At 63.2% G+C, this 18,389-nt stretch carries 19 protein-coding genes; 10 read left to right on the top strand and 9 right to left on the bottom strand.

Annotated elements, in window-relative coordinates:
* The first annotated feature begins 102 nt into the window (after positions 1–102).
* Complete coding sequence (locus tag NMA58_RS04775; RefSeq protein ID WP_434712555.1) at positions 103–996, top strand: LysR family transcriptional regulator; 894 nt, start codon at positions 103–105, stop codon at positions 994–996.
* Between the two features lie 9 nt (positions 997–1,005).
* On the opposite strand, the gene NMA58_RS04770 is transcribed toward NMA58_RS04775, so the two are convergent.
* Together NMA58_RS04770 and NMA58_RS04765 are read right to left on the bottom strand one after the other, a co-directional pair.
* Complete coding sequence (locus tag NMA58_RS04770) at positions 1,006–1,374, bottom strand: DUF983 domain-containing protein (RefSeq protein ID WP_434712554.1); 369 nt, start codon at positions 1,372–1,374, stop codon at positions 1,006–1,008.
* 186 nt (positions 1,375–1,560) lie between these two features.
* On the bottom strand, positions 1,561–2,964 hold the full coding sequence (locus NMA58_RS04765; RefSeq protein WP_434712553.1) for a PLP-dependent aminotransferase family protein: 1,404 nt from the start codon (positions 2,962–2,964) through the stop codon (positions 1,561–1,563).
* A 215-nt stretch (positions 2,965–3,179) separates the two neighbouring features.
* Between NMA58_RS04765 and NMA58_RS04760 the strand changes: the two genes are divergently transcribed.
* From NMA58_RS04760 to NMA58_RS04745, 4 genes are all read left to right on the top strand, one after another.
* Positions 3,180–4,085, top strand: coding sequence for a S1C family serine protease (locus NMA58_RS04760; RefSeq protein ID WP_085780016.1), 906 nt, complete (start codon positions 3,180–3,182; stop codon positions 4,083–4,085).
* Positions 4,086–4,217: 132 nt separating this feature from the next.
* Complete coding sequence (locus NMA58_RS04755; RefSeq protein WP_221113190.1) at positions 4,218–4,598, top strand: VOC family protein; 381 nt, start codon at positions 4,218–4,220, stop codon at positions 4,596–4,598.
* A 254-nt stretch (positions 4,599–4,852) separates the two neighbouring features.
* Positions 4,853–5,236, top strand: coding sequence for a hypothetical protein (locus NMA58_RS04750; protein WP_259668253.1), 384 nt, complete (start codon positions 4,853–4,855; stop codon positions 5,234–5,236).
* A complete protein-coding gene (locus tag NMA58_RS04745) occupies positions 5,218–5,382 on the top strand; it encodes a hypothetical protein (RefSeq protein WP_171049179.1) in 165 nt (54 codons plus the stop codon). The genes NMA58_RS04750 and NMA58_RS04745 overlap by 19 nt, the downstream gene beginning before the upstream one ends.
* Here the strand turns inward: NMA58_RS04745 and NMA58_RS04740 are convergent.
* Positions 5,373–6,287, bottom strand: a complete 915-nt coding sequence (locus tag NMA58_RS04740; protein WP_434712550.1) for an SDR family oxidoreductase — start codon at positions 6,285–6,287, stop codon at positions 5,373–5,375. The two genes, NMA58_RS04745 and NMA58_RS04740, sit on opposite strands and share 10 nt — an antisense overlap.
* Before the next feature lie 106 nt (positions 6,288–6,393).
* On the opposite strand from NMA58_RS04740, the gene NMA58_RS04735 reads away from it, so the two are divergent.
* Positions 6,394–6,954: a TetR family transcriptional regulator gene (locus tag NMA58_RS04735; protein ID WP_430958793.1), complete on the top strand. Its 561-nt coding sequence runs from the start codon at positions 6,394–6,396 to the stop codon at positions 6,952–6,954.
* A 7-nt stretch (positions 6,955–6,961) separates the two neighbouring features.
* On the opposite strand, the gene NMA58_RS04730 is transcribed toward NMA58_RS04735, so the two are convergent.
* Complete coding sequence (locus NMA58_RS04730) at positions 6,962–7,438, bottom strand: YcgN family cysteine cluster protein (RefSeq protein WP_285193079.1); 477 nt, start codon at positions 7,436–7,438, stop codon at positions 6,962–6,964.
* A 193-nt stretch (positions 7,439–7,631) separates the two neighbouring features.
* Between NMA58_RS04730 and NMA58_RS04725 the strand changes: the two genes are divergently transcribed.
* The 3 genes from NMA58_RS04725 to NMA58_RS04715 all read left to right on the top strand — a co-directional run bounded on the left by NMA58_RS04725 (position 7,632) and on the right by NMA58_RS04715 (position 11,100).
* Complete coding sequence (locus NMA58_RS04725) at positions 7,632–9,818, top strand: transglycosylase domain-containing protein (protein ID WP_434712548.1); 2,187 nt, start codon at positions 7,632–7,634, stop codon at positions 9,816–9,818.
* Positions 9,819–9,968: 150 nt separating this feature from the next.
* Positions 9,969–10,556 (top strand): DUF1214 domain-containing protein, encoded by a 588-nt coding sequence (locus tag NMA58_RS04720; protein ID WP_221113194.1) that lies wholly within the window; start codon positions 9,969–9,971, stop codon positions 10,554–10,556.
* Positions 10,549–11,100, top strand: a complete 552-nt coding sequence (locus NMA58_RS04715; protein WP_097599831.1) for a DUF1254 domain-containing protein — start codon at positions 10,549–10,551, stop codon at positions 11,098–11,100. Before NMA58_RS04720 ends, NMA58_RS04715 begins: the two co-directional genes overlap by 8 nt.
* Positions 11,101–11,152: 52 nt before the next feature.
* On the opposite strand, the gene NMA58_RS04710 is transcribed toward NMA58_RS04715, so the two are convergent.
* Positions 11,153–11,320, bottom strand: coding sequence for a hypothetical protein (locus tag NMA58_RS04710; RefSeq protein ID WP_176536309.1), 168 nt, complete (start codon positions 11,318–11,320; stop codon positions 11,153–11,155).
* Positions 11,321–12,159: 839 nt separating this feature from the next.
* Here NMA58_RS04710 and NMA58_RS04705 point away from each other — a divergent pair.
* Entirely contained in the window at positions 12,160–13,209 is a 1,050-nt protein-coding gene (locus NMA58_RS04705) for a DUF2336 domain-containing protein (protein WP_434713507.1), read from the top strand.
* 19 nt (positions 13,210–13,228) lie between these two features.
* On the opposite strand, the gene NMA58_RS04700 is transcribed toward NMA58_RS04705, so the two are convergent.
* The 4 genes from NMA58_RS04700 to NMA58_RS04685 form a co-directional block, all read right to left on the bottom strand.
* Positions 13,229–13,573 (bottom strand): DUF1491 family protein, encoded by a 345-nt coding sequence (locus tag NMA58_RS04700; RefSeq protein WP_434713505.1) that lies wholly within the window; start codon positions 13,571–13,573, stop codon positions 13,229–13,231.
* Positions 13,574–13,987: 414 nt separating this feature from the next.
* Positions 13,988–15,436: a methyl-accepting chemotaxis protein gene (locus tag NMA58_RS04695; protein WP_434713504.1), complete on the bottom strand. Its 1,449-nt coding sequence runs from the start codon at positions 15,434–15,436 to the stop codon at positions 13,988–13,990.
* Positions 15,437–15,538: 102 nt separating this feature from the next.
* Positions 15,539–16,492 carry a peptidoglycan-binding domain-containing protein gene (locus NMA58_RS04690; protein WP_434712547.1) on the bottom strand — a complete coding sequence of 318 codons (954 nt, stop codon included), beginning with the start codon at positions 16,490–16,492 and terminating at the stop codon, positions 15,539–15,541.
* Complete coding sequence (locus NMA58_RS04685; protein ID WP_430958787.1) at positions 16,464–18,005, bottom strand: sensor histidine kinase; 1,542 nt, start codon at positions 18,003–18,005, stop codon at positions 16,464–16,466. Before NMA58_RS04685 ends, NMA58_RS04690 begins: the two co-directional genes overlap by 29 nt.
* Between the last annotated feature and the right edge of the window lie 384 nt (positions 18,006–18,389).

The raw sequence follows: 18,389 nt of genomic DNA, 5'->3' as shown, positions 1-18,389 counted from the left end.
CGATGGCTGCTCGGAACCATCGGCAGCGAATTTACGGCCTTCCGCTGAGTTGGAGTAGAATGCTAATCTGAAAGACAGATTTCCAATTTATGGAAGGATAGGATGGACCGCCTCGAAGCCATGACCGTGCTTCTCACCGTCGTCGAACAAGGCAGCCTGTCGGCCGCCTCGCGGCATCTGCACTCGCCGCTTGCCACCGTCAGCCGCAAGGTTTCAGAACTCGAAGCACATCTGGGCGCCCGGCTCTTGCAACGGACCAACCGGAAGATCGGGTTGACGGAGGCCGGCCGCGCCTATGTCGAGGCGGCGCGGGAGATTCTCGACCGCTTGGAAGAGGCGGAGCGGACGGCGGCCGGCGAATACCGCGCACCGAAGGGTGAACTGACGATGACGGCGCCGATCGTCTTCGGTCGGCTGCATGTCCTGCCCATCGTCGTGGATTTTCTGAAGGCCTATCCCGATATCAATCTCAGGCTGATGCTGGGCGACCGGCTGGCGAACCTCGTCGAGGATCATATCGACCTGGCGCTCAGGATCGGCAATCTGGCCGATAGCAGCCTGATCGCCACAAGGCTCGGCGCGATCCGCCGCACGGTCTATGCAAACCCGGATTATGTTGCCCGGCACGGCGCAATCCGCCACCCCAGCGATCTTTCGGTGCATGACTGCATCACGTTCGAAGGCATGGCCTCGACGCGAAGCTGGACATTCGTCGAGGGCAAACGCGACCTCGTTGTGCCGATCCGATCACGACTTGCCGTCAACACCGCCGAGGCGGCCGTGGATGCCGCCGTCGCCGGTCTTGGCATCACCCGCGTGCTCTCCTACCAGGCCGCCCGCGCCGAGAAGGCAGGCCTGCTGGCGCCACTGCTTGCCGATTTCGAACCGCAGCCGGCGCCGGTGCATCTCGTCTATCCCTCGCAGGGGCTGGTGCCACTGAAACTGCGGGCCCTCATCGATTTCGCGACGCCGCGCCTGCGCGCCGCGCTGAAGTAGCCCGCAGCTTCAGGCCAGCTTGCCCTCTTCCGCCTTATAGAAATACTGGCTGGCGACCAGCCAGCCTTTCAGTGGCCTGAGCGGCGGAATGCAGGTGGCGAGCATGAAGGGACCGGTGACGAGAAGATGCGCCCAGATCGGCGCCGAGAAAGCCACCTCCAGCCAGACGCCGAGCAACACGCTCGGGATGCAGGCGAAGCAGATGACGAAGAAGGCCGGGCCGTCAGCCGGATCGGCGAAAGAAAAATCGAGGCCGCAGGCTTCGCACTGCAGCTGCAGCGTCAGGAAGCCCTTGAACATATGACCCTGCCCACAGCGCGGGCAGCGTCCCCTGATGCCGGTCTGCATCGGAGGAAGCGGGGGATATTCCGTGTCCATGATGATTGATCCTATCTCACGGCTCATTCAATGCCGCGCAATGTATGCATTCAATACAATACATTGTACGGAAGACACCGATCAATCTGCCAGATTGCCGCAGAAGCCCCCGAACGATCAAGGGGCCGGTCGCAGATGGGCGCAAACCATTCGAAGAGCGGCCTGGCAGGCCGCGACGCAGCCGGATCAAAAGAACGAAGCCGCCATCTCCGGCGGTCCTTCCAGCGCATGGGCCATGAACTCCAATGCGCCTTGCAATTTCTGGCGTGCAATCGGGCCGCCGAGGCAGACCCGGACAGCCTCAGGCGCGGCACCCCCGACCGTGAAGGCATCGCTTGCCACCACGCCGATGCCAGCGGAATGCATATGGCTGCCGAAGGTGGAACGGGTCCAACCGTTGGTGAGAGGGAGCCAGATATTGAAGCTGATCGGATCGGCGCGGTAGCTGCCGGCGGGCAGAACGGCGGCGACCATCTGCTGGCGGGCGCCCGCCTCTGCGCGAATGAAGCGGAGGATCGCATCGGCCGTGCCATCCTCGATCCAGCGGGTGGCGAGTGCCATATTCAACGGCGAGGCCATGACATTGTTTGCGCGCATGGCGCTAACGAAGGGCCACACCGCCCTGGTGTCGGGCGCCACGACATAGGCAAGGCGCAGGCCCGCGCCGAGGCATTTCGCCAGGCCGCCAATATGCCAGGTCAGATCGGGCGCCGTCGCCGCAATCGGCGCAGGCCCTTCTTGCGGAATGAAGCCGTAGGCATCGTCCTCGACGATCGGCAGGTGATATTTGCGGGCGACGGCTGCGATTTCCTCACGGCGGCCGGCGGGAATCGTCAGCGTCGTCGGGTTCTGCAGCGTCGGATTGAGGTACAGCGCCTTCGGCTTCAACCGCTCGCAGGCCGCGGCCAAAGCATCCGGCCGGATTCCATCCCCGTCCATCGGCAGGCCGGCAAGATTGAGCCGCAACTGGGCTGCGATCGAGCGCATCCCGGGATAGGTGATGATTTCCGAAAGTACGGTCTCGCCGGGCTTGGCCAGCAGGCCGAAGATCGCCAGGAGAGCCGGATGGGCGCCCGGCGTGACGAAGAACCGCTCCTGCGAGGGCGTCAGACCGCGGCGGCCGAGCCAGGCGGCGGCGGCCTCCTTGTCCACGACTGAGCCGCCGAAGCCTTGATAACGCAAAAGCGGGATCAGACTCGCGGCTACCGCCGACATGCCTTCACGCATGCGGGCGATCAACTCCAGATCGTCCGGTTCCGGCGGTAGGTTCATCGAGAAGTCGACAACCGACGCACGGCGGGGATCGGGCGCGTAATCGGCGCCTAAGTCCTGGTGCTGCCTGACGGCAGCGCCGGTGACGAAAGTGCCTCGACCGACATGGGAATCAACGAGGCCGCGCTTCTGCGCCTCGACATATCCTCTCGCCACCGTGGTGAAATCGACGTTCAGCCGTTTGGCAAGTTCGCGCTGCGGCGGCAGCCGGTCACCTGCTACCAAGTGACCGCTGCGCAGATCCATTTCGATCAGATCGGCGATCGCCATGTAGCGCGGGCTGCTGCTGCGGCTGAGATCGGGATGCCAGTCCTTCATGTCGTGATCCGTGCACGTCTGATTCCTGGATTGACTGTATATTGTTGCGCAGCGCCCTACCACCCCCGCATAGTCCGGTATTCCTCCACGCCAGGAGAGGCGGTGGCGGAAATTCCCGCCGCTCCAACCTTGCCGCCGCCCCTTCATCTCCTTACCTATGGAAGGAGAAGTGCCGGCTTTCGGCGTTGCGCGGCGGCGCCCATCGGGATGAAAGCATGAATATCGATCCTATCTTGCGGTCAGTCGTGGCCGTCCGTTCCACCATTCCGGAAGATGCCTTCACGGCGGAGACGCTGGGCACCGTCCGCGAGGGCAGCGGCGTGGTCATTCGCGACAATGGGCTGGTGCTGACCATCGGTTATCTTATCACCGAGGCCGAGGAAGTCTGGCTGACGACCCTGGACGGCCGGGTGGTTCCCGCCCATCCGCTTGCCTATGACCAGGAGAGCGGTTTCGGACTGGTGCAGGCGCTCGGCGTCCTGAACGCGCCGGCGGTGGATTTCGGCGATGCGGCCGCGGCCAAGCCCGGCGATCCCGTCGTGCTTGCCGACGGCATCGGCGAATATGTCCAGGCAAACATCGTGGCCCGGCAGGAATTCGCCGGTTATTGGGAATATCTGCTGGATGAGGCGATTTTTACCGCGCCGGCTCATCCCGCATGGGGCGGCGCGGCGCTGATCGGCGCGGACGGCAAGCTTCTCGGCATCGGTTCGCTTCGTCTGCAGATGAGCCAGGACGGCGAGGTGGCCGATATCAACATGATCGTTCCGATCGATCTTTTGCCGCCTATCCTGGACGATCTCTTGAACCGCGGCCAGGTCAACAAGCCGCCGCGGCCCTGGCTCGGCGCATTCTCCGCCGAAAGCAGTGGCGGCGTGGTGGTGATGAGCGTCGCCGAAGGCGGCCCGGCCGCCGAGGCCGGCCTGCGTCAGGGCGATATCATTTCGGAAATCCGCGACGAAGAGGTCGATGGCCTAGCCGATTTCTACCGCAAGCTCTGGAGCAGCGGCCCAGCCGGCGCCGAGATTCCGATGCGGATTCTGCGCAACGGCCGGGAGGCCTGGCTGCGGATCAAATCCGCCGACCGCAACAGCTTCCTGAAAAAGCCGCAGCTGCAGTAGGTCGCGCCCTGCTGGCCTCGCAAGAGGGGCCGGTCATCCGGCGCGCCTGTTCGACGCATGTTCTCTCGTTGACTTGGAGCTGCCGTTGAAAGATGCTGCCGGCAGTCCTGGGATGAACGGAGTTTGCGGTCCATGTTCGATCATATCTCCATCGGCGTCAGAGATCTCGAAAGAGCCCGCCGCTTCTACGATGCGGCGCTGGCGCCGCTCGGATATGAGCGCCTGTCGAATTCCGACGGCATGATCGGCTACGGTTCCGAACAGGTCGGCCTCTGGGTGATGCAGGTTGCGCGCCCCGTTGTGGCCGACATGCAGTCCGGGCTGCATTTCTGCTTCGTCGCGCCGGACGAGGCTGCGGTCGACGCGTTCTATGCGGCTGCGATCGCCTCCGGCGGCACGGACAACGGCGAACCAGGCATCCGGCCGGATTACGGCCGCTTCTATTATGCCGCCTTCGTCATCGATCCGGACGGCTACCGCCTCGAGGCCTATTTCCACAAAGGCGAAATATAACGGCCGTCGGGCCGCAGCTCTTGAGGGGCCGAGGACAGCCCTCGCCCGTCAGCCAGCCTGTCGGACGGCGCAATGATCATCATGCCCAGCATCTCGGAGGTGCGAGCTGTGCCTGCGCCAGAGCCTCTGTCAGCCGCGAAAATCCCGTTGCGTTGCTCCGGCGAAAGGCGCATTGTTTCAGCTTCGGCAGCCATCGCACGGGCGCTGCCGACTGAGGGTTTCATAACCCCCGCCCCGACGAAAGGAGGACGTCGATGTCTTCCACTTCCGATAAGCCCTATCTGACGTCATCCGATCTCGACATGCTTCAGGGCGTGCTCGACGCCGCCGGCTATACAACAAAAATCCCGGTCGAGGACGAACAGGCCTGCAACGCCGCAGCTATGCTGTTGATCAAGCTGTTCCAGGAGGGCGTCACCTCGCCGGTCATGCTCTTACGGGCGCTCGAATACCATTTCGGCAAACCGAAGAAGCAACCGAAACCGGTCACCCCCGTCTGCAACCGCTATGCGATCCAGGGATTGCCGCGCGAACGCCGAACCAAGCCGCCGGTCAAATTCTGCAGGCGGGTAACGCGCGGCCAACAGCTTTCAATTCCAGTCCAACGGGAGATCCATCCATGGCAAAAGGACAGCTGAGAAGCAATCGCGAGGCCCGCAAGCCTAAGAAGGACAAGCTGGCGACGAAGCCGGAAACCAGCTTCGCCGGACAGATGAAGACGGCAGCCCAAACCGCGCCTCAGGGCAGCGGCGCGCCCAAGGGCGGCGGTCAGCCTCACCGGTAGCCGGTTACATCAGCCGGTTTGCCCGGCTCCTGCACTTCCAGCAGATAGCGCCAGCAATCCGGCCGCGAACCGTCGATGTCGTCGAAACCATAGGCCTTGGCCAGCCCGCCGCTCGACAGCGACTGGCCGTTCCAGCGGGCGCGGTCGGGATCGGCCGACAGCGCGGTGACCGCACGGCCGATGAAGCGCGGAGTTTCGGAAATGGCGAAATGCGGCTGCACCTTGGTCGCGTCGCGCCAATTCTCCTCGCCCACACCATAGGCCTCCAGCATCATTTCGGAGCGCAGCCAGCCAGGCGTGATCGAAACGGCGGTGGCGCCGTATTTGGCTAAGTCCTGCGCATGAGCCCAGGCCATGCGGGTAACGCCCGTCTTGACGAGGTCGTAGAAGGGCGAGAGCCGGTAATGCGTGGCATTGTATTCGGCCGTGCCGTCGGTTACCTCCACCAGCAGCCCGCCCGGCCGCTCGATCATCAGCGCCAGCGCGTAATGGGCGGTGATCAAATGCGTCTCAATGCCGAGCCGCAGCATGCGCAGGCCCTTGTCCAACGAATGCTCCCAAACCGCCTTGTCCCATTCGAACAGCCTTTCGCAGCTCCAGATGTCATTGACGAGGATGTCGAGCCGGCCGACTTTCGTCCGTATGCGCGCGACGAGCGCCTCGACCTCATGCGGAACGAGATGATCCACCTGCACGGCAATGCCCTGGCCGCCAGCCGACGTCACCAGCTCGGCCGTCTCCTCGATCGTTTCCGGCCGCATATATTCGGATTGCTCGGCGCGTGTTGTGCGACCCGTCACATAGACGGTGGCGCCGGCAGCGCCGAGTTCCACCGCAATGCCTCGGCCGGCGCCACGCGTGGCGCCCGCCACCAAGGCCACTTTCCCCCGCAAATCCGCTGTCACGTTTCCATCCTCCACGCTAGAACCGAGAGCCGGCGGACTGCCACCGGCCCTAGTTGAATATAAACGAATGTTCGTTCATATTAAAAATGAACGCAAGAGGAAATTCATGCCGCGCCGCCGCACCCTTTCCGACGAACAACTTCTCGCCATGGTGCTGGCCCTGATCCATGCCGAAGGGCCGGATGCAGCAACGTTTGCGGCGGTGGCGAAGGCGAGTGGCCTTTCCGGTTCAACACTGGTTCAGCGTTTCGCGACAAAGGCGGCGATGTTGCGCGCCGCGCTACTCTACGCCTGGGACCGGCTGGATGCGGAAACAGAGCGGCTTGCCGGCAGCGTGGCGAAAACGCCGGAGGGCGCCGTCGCGCTGCTCGTCGGCCTGTCGCAGGATTACGGCGACGATGCCGCCGCCTATGGCGAGGGATTGCTGGTCCTGCGCGAGGATTTTCGCGATCCGGTGCTGCGCGCCCGAGGTGCGGCCTGGGGAACGACGCTGACGGCGGCGATCGCACAATGTTTCGGCTCGGCGAAGGCGCCGGAAACGATCGCCCGGCTGATGCTGTCACAATGGCAGGGATCGCTCACCTGGTGGGGCTTTGGCGCCGGCGGCCCGGTGGCCGCCTATGTGGAGACCGAATTGCGGCGCTTCCTGTCAGCAGTGGAATTATGACCGCCGCTCACGCTTCTTCTTCATCCTTTTCCGCGCCCACGGTCAGCGGCCAGTCAACGACGTAATCCTCGAGATCGTCGATATCGATCTCGTTTTCATTGATCGTGCGGCCGCGGGCGGAAATGCCGGCGGCGTGGACGGTCTCGGGATCGCCGGAGACAAGCGGATGCCACCAGTAGAGATCGCGGCCCTCATTAATCAGCCGGTAGCCGCAGGTCGGCGGCAGCCAGGCGATCTCGGGCACGTTCTCCCTGGTCAGCTGCACGCAGTCCGGCACGAAATCCCAGCGGTTCTCATAGCTGGAGCAGCGGCAGCTGTGGCCGTCCAGCAATTTGCAGCTGACCGAGGTGAAATAGATATCGCCGCTATCCCATTCCTCGAGCTTGTTGAGACAGCAGAGGCCGCAGCCGTCGCAGAGGCTTTCCCATTCGGCGGCGGTCATTTCGGCAAGCGTCTTCTTCTTCCAGAAGGGCAGATCGTTCATCGTCCGTTTCTTGCAACAGCGGCCCGCAAAATCACGTGACCGCCACTCTATCTCTCTTGTTATCCGCGGCAAAATCAATCAATTCTTCACCATGCTCCTGGTATCGGAGAGCTTTCGGGCGATCGGGCCTCGCGCTTTCGTCGCTTCCGGCGACCGGACATGAGGCAAGCGCGATCAGGCGGGAATACAGGACGTGCAGGATCCGGACAACCTTGAAAAAGGGCCTGAAAAGGAAGCAGACAAGCGAACCGGTGACACGGTGGGCAGGCGGCCGACCAGGAGCCGCCACATTCTGCTGCGCATCGATTCGTGGATCGATTCGACCGTCTGGAACGCCGGCTTCCGCGCCGCAGAGATCTGGGAAGACACCACCGTCTTCTTCCGCCGCTTCCGCGTGCGCGGCTGGAAACGCATTGTCTTCGAGCTCGCCGGCGAAGGGCTGACCCTCGGGGCGGCCGGCGCGGTGCTGATGCTGGTGCTTGCCCAGCCGGCCTTCGAGGCGACCAAGGAGGACTGGCGCAATCGCGGCGATTTCGCCGTCACTTTCACCGACCGCTACGGCAACGTCATCGGCCATCGCGGCGTCATCCACCAGAATTCCGTACCGATCGACGAGCTGCCGGATTCCCTGATCAAATCCGTCCTTGCCACCGAAGACCGGCGCTTCTTCGACCATTTCGGCATCGACGTGGTCGGCCTCTTCCGCGCGATGGTGACCAACGCCCAGGCCGGCGAAGTCGTGCAGGGCGGCTCGACGCTGACCCAGCAGCTGGCCAAGAACCTCTTTCTTTCCAACGAGCGCTCGCTCGACCGCAAGATCACCGAAGCGTTCCTGGCGCTGTGGCTCGAGGCAAACCTTTCCAAGAAGGAAATCCTCTCCACCTATCTCGATCGCGCCTATATGGGCGGCGGCACCTTTGGCGCTGCTGCGGCGGCGCAGTTCTATTTCGGCAAGAATATCACCGATGTGAACCTTGCCGAGTCGGCGATGCTGGCCGGCCTGTTCAAGGCGCCGGCCAAATATGCGCCGCACGTGAACCTGCCGGCGGCGCGTGCGCGTGCCAACGAAGTGCTGACCAATCTCGTGCAGAGCGGTCTGATGACCGAAGGCCAGGTGATCGCCGCCAGACGCAATCCGGCGACCGTCGTCGATCGCAACGAGGTGGAATCGCCGGATTTCTTCCTCGACTGGGCTTTCGACGAAGTGCAGCGGCTTTCGCCGCGCTTCCACCAGCACTCGCTGATCGTGCGCACGACGATCGACACGGGCATCCAGAAGGCTGCCGAAGATGCGGTCGAGACGTCGCTGCGCGAATATGGCGAGGCTTATCACGCCAAGCAAGGCGCCATGGTGATGATCGAGAACGGCGGCGCCGTACGCGCCATGGTCGGCGGGCGGGATTACGGTGAGAGCCAGTTCAACCGCGCCACCAAGGCACTGCGTCAGCCCGGCTCCTCCTTCAAGGTCTATACCTACGCGCTGGCGATGGAGAGCGGGATGACGCCGCAGACGACGATCGTCGACGCGCCGATTTCCTGGGGCAATTGGAGCCCGCATAATTACGCCAACCGCTATGTCGGCCGCATTACGCTCGAGACGGCGATCGCCCAGTCGATCAATACCGTGCCGGTGCGGCTTGCCAAGGAAAAGCTCGGCATCCAGCCGATCCGGGCGATGGCGAAAAACCTCGGCGTCGAAACGCCGATCCGCGACGACGTCACAATCCCGATCGGAACATCGGAGGTGACGGTGCTGGATCAGGCGACAGCCTATGCCACCTTCCCGGCCGGCGGCTATCAATCGCGCCGCCACGGCATTACCCAGATCCTCGATTACGAAGGCGATGTGCTCTACGATTTCGATCGTGACGAGCCGGCGCCGAAACGCGTGCTGTCCGAGCAGGCCGATGCCTACATGAACCAGATGCTGTCGCGGGTTCCCTATGTCGGCACGGCACGAAAGGCGGCACTCGACAACGGCATCCTGACAGCCGGCAAAACCGGCACGACTCAAGCCTATCGCGATGCCTGGTTCGTCGGCTTCACCGGCAATTACACCTGCGCCGTCTGGTTCGGCAATGACGACTATACCTCGACCAACAACATGACAGGCGGCTCACTGCCTGCGATGACCTTCAAGCGCGCCATGGACTACGCCCATCAGGGTGTGACGTTGCGCCCCATCCCCGGCGTCGAAAACCCCCTGCCCTCGGAGAAGGATCTCGCCAAGACCGTCGCCGCCAAGCCGCAGGACGGACTGCCCCAGCTCATCCGGCCGCGTATGCTCTCGGTGCAATCGACAACCATTCTCAAGAAGCTCGGAGAGAAGTTGAAGGCCGCCGCGCCGCCGACGCCGCAGAAGGTGGCGAGTGCGGATTAGGAGCTGCGTGGAAGTGTCGCTTTTCTCTGTCTCCGCGAGCATGCAGACGAGACCAGCCGCCTCTGGACAGATCGGCGTTCATTCCCACCCGGCATTCCACCCTGCCAGAATCAGTGTTAACCCTGTCATCCCGGTTTCCAAGGTCATGACGTGTTTCGATTCCCCCTTTTCATCCTGATCACGCTGATCGTCGCCTTTGGCGGCGGGATCATGATTTCGCTTTATGCGCTGGATGCGACACAGGGTTTCGGCGCGATCAAGCTCGGCGCCTGGGAGGCTTTTCCGGCGTTGCAAACAGTCGATGCCGACCCTTACGCCAAGTCGCATCGGGCCCGCGCCGGCAAGCTGCTCTACGGCAGCGCCGAGGGCCTGACCTTCACGGCGAGCGTTGACGACGAAGGCGCACGGCTGAATGCCGGCTGCCGCTACCGCCTCAGCGGACAGACGCCACCCGCCCGGCTCTGGACGCTCTTTACCGCCGACAATGGCGGCAATCCGGCGGCGGTGAAGACCGGGCTTCCGGCGGCGCTTAATTCCTGGACGGTGCTGCGCCAGCCCGACAGCAGCTTTTCGATCGAGATCTCCGCCGTCGCTCGGCCGGGCAACTGGCTGGCCTTGCCGCAGGCCGGCACCTTCCGGCTGGTGCTGACGCTGTTCGATACGCCGACCGCCGGCAGCTCCGGTGTAATCGATCTCGCCATGCCGAAACTCACCAAGACCGGGTGCGGCAATGGTTAGGATCTTCTTCGCCGTCCTGACCGGGCTTTTCGGTGCGGCGCTGCTGCATCTCGTCATTATCCTGTCCCTGCCGCATTTCACCGGCAGGGATGCGGCGACTCGTGTGGCGGCAGAGGGCGATCTCAACAATTTCTATCTGCTCGGCGAGCAGTACGACGAGGCTGGGCTTGCCAATGGCGACCCCTTCCTGCGGACCGCCGTCTGCTCCTTCGATGTCGAGGATGCGCCGGTGCATTTCACCGCTAAGGGCAATGTGCCCTTCTGGTCGATCGCCATCTACGACAGCGCCTCCAACGAGGTGTTCAGCATGAACGACCGGACATCGGTCGGCGGGGCGCTCGACGTCCTGGCGGGCGGGCCGATCCAGTTGACGGACTTGCGCAAGAACCTGCCGAGGGAACTGGACCAAGCGATCCTGGTGGAAATGGCGCGGCCGGACGGTTATGCCGTGCTACGGACGCTGGCACCGCAGGCAAGCTTCGACGAAGCAGCGCGCAACTTCCTGACGGAAGCGGGCTGCGAGCAATTCACCCCCGGCAATTAAGCGGGATGTCTGTTCTCAATTTCGGCATCACGCTCCGGGGTTGAGGAAGCGCTTACTTCTTCCGGGCGCGCGGCGCGGGCGCCGGACCATGTCTAGGCTTCTCGGCGAGCCGCTCGTAGCGGACCCCGGTGAACCAGAGGATCTTGGCTTCGAGCGGTTCCTTGTCCGGGCGACGCGGCGCCCGCGGCCGCCGATCCGCCAATGCGACTACTATTGCCATTCTCGTCTCCATGCACTGCCCGAGACGGATGAACTTGCGACGGATTTCACCCTGCCCGCCAATCTGCGGGCCGGCGCGTCCTGCGGTGCCGGCATGGCCGAACCGAGGGCATTCGCGCCTTTCCCACGGCACCTGACTGAAATACCGTGATGCGGAGTTTCGACGATCCAAACACTCAAATCGCGTCGTTCCTGTCCGAATTGAGACACATGACAGTTAACAGTTTACTAATATTCGGTGGATGCCAAATACAGTTTCCGTAACTTCCTCTTCAACGCTTGAAGAGTCGATTTAGTTTCATGCCCCCGGTGAAAGATCGGAAGGCGGCCGGTAATATAAAATTGGAAACAATTCATACGGTTGACGGTATCTGCCAGCCGCAGGCGGTGCCGGTGTTGCAAATATGCGGCACAAAAATATTCGTTGCGGCACATCCGGATCGGCTTTGGTTTGTCCCGCATTGGCCACGCGTTTCGGGAGAGGGACCGATCGCAGTTCCCGCCACGCTCGAAATGGCGTAGCGGCCCGATTTTCATCTTTCTCGTTGCGGCATGTTCGAATCGCGAGAACCGATCCGAAGGGAGGAACGAGCTGTTTCAGCCGCCGCACTGGCCGCGGGAACTGCCGCAGCGCCCTTTCAAACCCGATCGCCTTTCCTTGCCGGCTAACAATTCGCCGCACGTTCCGCAGGCATATTTCTGTTTCATTTTAAGAAAATCTTCAGCATCCATTAACCGTACCGGTGTAGGATTTGTTCATATCCGTGTGGTCCGAGAGGCGCCTCCACCAGCGCTATCGGCCCGTGGTTTCCCTTGGTTCTGCGTTTTCAGGGTGTGCTTGTGCGTGACCGGTTTCGAGACCTAGAGGGCCCATTGGCCGTCAGGAAAAAGGACGTGGTGTTAATGGCGACGGTGAGCAGTTTCGAGAGCCTATCTCGTCCGACACGATCCGAGCTGCGCCAATTCGCCGAACTTTTCACACCGCTGTTCCAAGCTTCCTCCGAGGAGGCCAAGCGGCAGGCGGTCGCGGCCCTTTCCCAGTGCGAGACCATGCCGGCAGCCGTGGCGCTGTTCATCGGCAATCAGCCGATCGAGATCGCCGCACCTTTCCTTGTCGCCTCGAAGGCCATTGCCGACGACACGCTGATCACCATCGCGCGCATGCAGGGTGCGGCGCACGTCAAGGCGATCGTCAGCCGCGACTCGCTCTCGCCGAAGGTCATCGACGCGCTGGTGGCGTTGCGCCAGACCCAGCCGCGCGCCGCGGCTGCTTCGGCGCCGATCACGGAACCGGTGACCGTCCCGCTTTCGCCGGTTCAGGTGGAGAGCAACGAGGCCGAAGCGCTGGAGGAGCAGCGCGTCGCCAATGAAGAAGCCTTGCGCGGACGCATCCTCGATCTCGCCGGCCATCTCGGCCGCGATGATAAAGACAGGCTCGGCCTGCGCACCCTCACCGACGTTCAGGAGGCGCTGCTGGTGCGCTTCGCCCGGTCGCACGAGGCGACGCATTTCGCCACCGCACTTGCCGATGCGCTTTCCGCCAGCCGCTGGCTTGCCGAACGCATCATGCTCGACCTCTCCGGCCAGCAGCTCGCCATGACGCTGACGAGCCTTGGCATGGGCTTTCTCGACGCGCTCTTCGTGTTGGAACGCTTCTATCCGCATCTTGCCGAACAACAGCACAATGTGACGCGCGGCTGGATGGTGCTCGATGCGCTCGATCCGGAAGAATGCCACGAAAGGGTGGAGGCCTGGCGGCGCGCCGATCGTTACACCTACAAGGCCGAGGCACCCGATTCGGACACATCTCGGAAAACAGAAACCCACCGCTTCATCCGTCAGGCGCCGGTGCAGCGCGATATGCGCGCGCTGGGGCGGCGGTCGCGTTGAGTTGAAGAAGACCTGACCCTCAGCGATCCCCCGCCAAGGGGATCATGTCCCCCAATTCCTCCGCCTCCAGCTCGACGATCCAGAGATCGGGGTCGAAGCGGCGTTCGCGATCCAGTATCGCCCGCACCGCTTCCGGATCGCTTCGCGCGAGACGGACTTCGAACAACCGGTCTCGGATCTCGTCTTCGCCGAAGGCGGTCTGCGGCGCCGGCGCATAGAGGGTCTCCAGGCCGTCGCGGAAGTGCTGGCGGATGAAGATCGCGCCCGCCTCCTCCGCGCCCTTCTTCTCCACAGCCGCGAAATCGCCACTCGCGAAGACGCGGCGCAGAAGGGAAGATACGAAGATGTCGGCGCGTAATCTCATCGGCGCGGTATAGAGCCTTTCCGGGTTAGATTGAAGCATTCTGTTGGCTCAAACGGAGTCTGATGGTCGACCGGCCGGCGCGCGTCGTAGCGCAATTCTACGGCCAAGCCGGCCGGTCGATCAGCCGGCCCGTTTCAGCCAACCCTCCCGCAGATTTGCCAGGCAAATCTGCAAGACCTTGGAATCGCCGGACGCACTTATCACTTCGCCACGGCGAAGCGGCGCGGCCGGTGGGCCGGGCATCTCTAGCCAGGATCAAGGCGATCGGCTCGGATGTACCTGGGGTATGCCCGTCGCCAATCGCCTTTGCCCTGACGAAAACCTGCTCCGGCAGAATGCTTCAATCTAGCTCGGAAAGGCTCTAAGACCGGCGCACGAGCGCCGGCAATCCGCAGTCAAGCGTTGACGAATGCGTCAGACCCTGATCGCCAGCCGCAAGCCACCCCAATGGCGGCCCCTGACGGTGATCGGCGCGGAGATATCCTTCATCATCACGAAATTGCCGCCGCCCATGTCGCGGCGATAGGTCTGGACGAGGAAAGGTGCGGTGCTGCGGCCGGCGGCAAGGCCGACGCGATCGGCGAAGACGCGGCGATTGCGGCAATTGGCGGTGTTCCAGACGGTGTCGCCTGGCCGCTGTGGCTGCGAAAACTTCCGGTTATGGGTCGGCAGATAGCCGTTTTCGTCGACCGCCGCGCAGAAGGCGACGCGCTCGTCCAGGGCGACGACGGCCTCCTGGATCGGCGGCAGCAGGCGGTCGGTGAGCTCGGTGAAGGCGGCCATCACCTGAACCGGATCCGTGCCAGGCAGCGGCCGGTAGCGCCGGTCGAAGAGGGCATCGAAACCAATCTGACCCTCGGCGACGGCGCGTTCGAAAGCGCCTGATATCTGCCTTGCCACCGATTGTGCTTCCTCGATCCAGCGGCTGTCGGCGGTCTTTACGCCGGCGCTCGCCGTCAGCTGGATCAGCGTTTCCGAGAGGCCAACGACGCTGTCGACGCGTTTTGCCGCCTGCTGCAGCCTGACATTCGAATCGGCGACCTCGCCGGACATCTCGCCGAGCTTCTGGACGAAGCCGGCGCATTGCTGGTCGACCGCCTCGGTGGTGTTGGCCATGACGGTCGAACTGTCGAGAATGCGGGTGATGACATGTTCCATACTTTCGAAGGCGCCGCGCATCGCCTCCGACTTGTCGCGCACGCCGGCGGCGCTGTCGCGGGCATCACCGCCGACCGCCGACAGCCGGTCGATCTTCACCCGCAGCTCATCCAGCGTGTCCTGAATGGAGCCGGTCGCCTTCGACGTCTGCAGCGAAAGTGCGCGCACTTCGGCGGCAACCACGGCGAAACCCTTTCCTGCATCGCCGGCGCGCGCCGCCTCGATCGCGGCATTCAGCGCGAGAAGGTTGGTCTGGCGGGCTATGGTGCTGATCTCCTCGGCAATCTTGTCGACATCGGCAAGCGATTTCGAGAAGCCGGCGATTTCGGCGCCGATGACGTTGGAAGCCTGAACCATATGGCCGATCTCGGCAACCGAGCCGGACAAGCGGTCGGCCGATTCCTTGAGCATCTGGCGGGCTTCGGCCGCCGTGCGGTCGGTCTCGCGCAGCGACAGGGCGACCGAGCGATTGGTCTCGGCAATCGAAAGTGCGGTGCTGGTGACATGATCGAAGGCGGAGGCGTGGCGCGCCGACATCGCCGCCATGTCCTGGATGGCGCCGGCAATATCGACGAGATCGATGCCAAGGGTGGAGGCTTCTTCAGCAAGGCGCTGCAGGATGTGGCGCAATGCCTCGCGATCCGGGCTTTCCGCTTCGACCGCCGGCTCTGCGGCCAGATCGTCTTTCGCCTTCAGCGCATGCATGACCGACATTCCCCCGCCGCAATGGGCAAAGCTTCGGACAACATGGTTAACAAGTTGCAAACGGCGCTAGGGTCTTAGACTTAGGTTGTAAGCGCGAACGCCTTAGATCGCACCGATTTCCTTCAACTTCTTCAGCACCGCCTCGTTCGGTTCCCCGTTTTCGGGGAGGTTATAGTGCTTCTGGAAATGGCGGATGGCAGCGCGGGTCTGCTCGCCCGCCACACCGTCGACGCCGACATTGGCATAGGCCATGTTGGAAAGGCCCTTCTGGATTTTCAGCACCAGGTCGACGGTGGCGAGCTCGCTCGATGGAAGCTGCTTTGCGGCTGGCGGAGCCGTCTTGACGGTCTTTTCGGCGCTGCGGATCGCGGCAGCCACCGGGTCTTCCGCCGCCGCCTTCGAGGTGACATCCTCAGGCGGTTTTTCCACAGGCACAGTCGAGGGGCCGGCAGCCTCGGTTCTCAGCGCGGCCAGCACCTCCGGCGTCGCTTCCCCAGTCTGGGCCATGCCGACGGTCTCCTGGAAAAACAGGATGGCGGCGCTGGTGCGGGGACCGATGATGCCGTCGGCGGTGCCGTTATAGAGGCCGCGGCGCACCAGCTGCTGCTGAATGTCCATGACGAGTTCGCTCGGCTGTTGCGCCGGTGCAGCCGGCGCCGGCGTCGCGCTGGTGGTGGCTGCATCCTCCGGCCGTTCGATCCGGAAGGTGGTGACGTCAGCCGGCTGTTCGTCGGCTGGACGGCGCGCACCGAGTACATTGGGAGACTGCGGGTCGCGGGTGCGGAAAATCGGGTGCGGATGCAGGCCAGGCTGATACCAGAGCGCGTTGGCCGCAACGAAGGAGAAGATAACGAAGAAGGCGATCGTGCCGCCGGCGACCGACGGATTACGGCCGATGACGCCGCCGAGCGCGGACGCCCCCTGCAGCCCTAGACCACCCAGCGCGGAGGCGCCCTGCAGGCCGAGCCCCCCGAGAGCGGCCGCACCGGACACGACAAGGCCCGGCTGCTGCCGTCGCTTCTTTCCCTTAGGCGATTTTCGCTTGCGCGCGGCCATCGAAAAGCCCCTCTTCCAATTCTGCTCCGGTGCCGACCGCGTCCTTCAGCCGCGGCGGAAATTCGACGGTCGCGCCATGGCCGGCATTTTCGGCGCGCCGGGCGCCCGAGCCATCCACCGCGATCTCAACGGTGATGATCGTACCTTCGCCCGGCTGGCTGGCAATGGCAAAATTGCCGCCATGCAGCGCCACTAACCCCTTGACCAACGAGAGGCCGAGACCGCTGCCCTCGAAGCGGCGGGTGTAATCGTTCTGAATCTGGACGAAAGGTTGGCCGAGCATCGCCAGCTTTTCGGCGGCAATGCCGATGCCGGTATCGCTGACCGTCAGCTTCAGAATGCCGTCACGCGCCGCCGCATCGACCGAGACAACGCCGCCGGCTTCGGTGAATTTCACGGCATTGCCGACGAGATTGATGAGGATCTGCTGGATGGCGCGCTGATCGGCGACGATCTCGCCAAGCCCGCGCTGAATCCGGCTCGTCAGCGTGACGCCCTTGGTCTTTGCTTGCAAAGCCAGCATCGATTCGCAGGATCTGACGGAGCTTGAGATATCGAAGGCATCGAGAATCAGCTCGTAGCGCCCCGCTTCGATCTTGCTCATGTCGAGCATGGTATTGACGACGGAGAGCAGATGCGCGCCGGATTCGCGGACGAGCCCGACATATTCACGCTGGCGGTCGTTTTCGAACTTCCCGAAATATTCGCCGATCAGAATATCGGAGAAGCCGAGGATGGCATTCAGCGGCGTTCGCAGTTCGTGGCTGACGGCGGCGAGGAAGCGCGACTTGGCATCATTTGCCGACTCGGCGTCGGCCGCACGGTTCTGGGCTTCGGCCCGCAGCTGCTGCTCGACGGAGACATCGCGCAGCTGGGCGATGACGGCGGCAAGCTCGCCATCGGCATCACGGCGCGCCGTCATGTCCATCCTCAAATAGGCGAACTGGCGCTGATCGCGCGAGACCGAAGGCCGGTCGAGGCGCAGATCGACGCTTGCGGCATCTTCGCCGCGCCTGAGCTCATCGAGCGCCTGCAAGAACAGGATACGGTCTGAGACATGCACCTGCTCCAGGAAGCCCCTGCCCTTCGGATCGCGCATCCAAGCAAGGAAATCGCGCCGGTCGCGGCCGCCGATGGTGGCGACGCTGCCGTGCGGATCCAGGAAGAAGACGAGGCCGGGGGTGACGGCGAGGAAGAAATCCTCGGCCGACTGTGCGGCAATGCCGGCGGACGAGCCCTGGCGGGCCAGCGCGATGCTGCCGACGGCGGAAAAGAGAAAGGCGGCGCAGACCATGGCGACGCCGGCCGGCAGCGCGACGGCCGGACTGGTGACCGCCGAAAGACCGACAGGCGCGGCGACGAGAGCGGCCGAGGAGAGCAGCACGAGGCGGCGCAGAATCGCAAGCTCGCGCTGGCGCACGGCTTCGCCGCCGCCCGTCCGGGAAAGCCAGCTTGTCGCCGCCCGGTCTACGAGGGTCGTCACCCAGCCGCCAATGTCACTCAATACTCGCACGCAATACCCGCCCAAAGAGGCTGTCTGTCGATCCGGACAATAGGCCGCCGCGACTTAAGGAAAGGATAAGGCAAAGGCGCTGTTCACAGCCAGAAAGAGCAGAAATTCCCATTTTGGAGCATCCGCGCGCTCCTTTGCTTTTTGTGGTTAATGGCCAGTAAGCGGCGGATTTCCTTCATATTTCAGCATCGCGTTAACTCCTGTGGCAAGGCGAACCGGCAAAAGCCCTGCAATTGCAAGCAGGTGCCGCCCTGATACTTAACGACAATCGCTCGCATTCGACTTAAATGCGGCTCAAATGCACTTCGCTAAAATTCGAATTAAATTTGCCGCAAATGCGCACGAGTTTCGAAAAGCGGCATTCGCAACTTGCCGATATGGTGA

The organism is Rhizobium sp. YTUHZ045 (assembly GCF_051124255.1).
In the GTDB taxonomy this organism is placed as follows: Bacteria; Pseudomonadota; Alphaproteobacteria; order Rhizobiales; family Rhizobiaceae; genus Rhizobium.
Note: the sequence above shows the minus strand (reverse complement) of the source record. Positions and strands in the feature narration are given on the sequence as shown.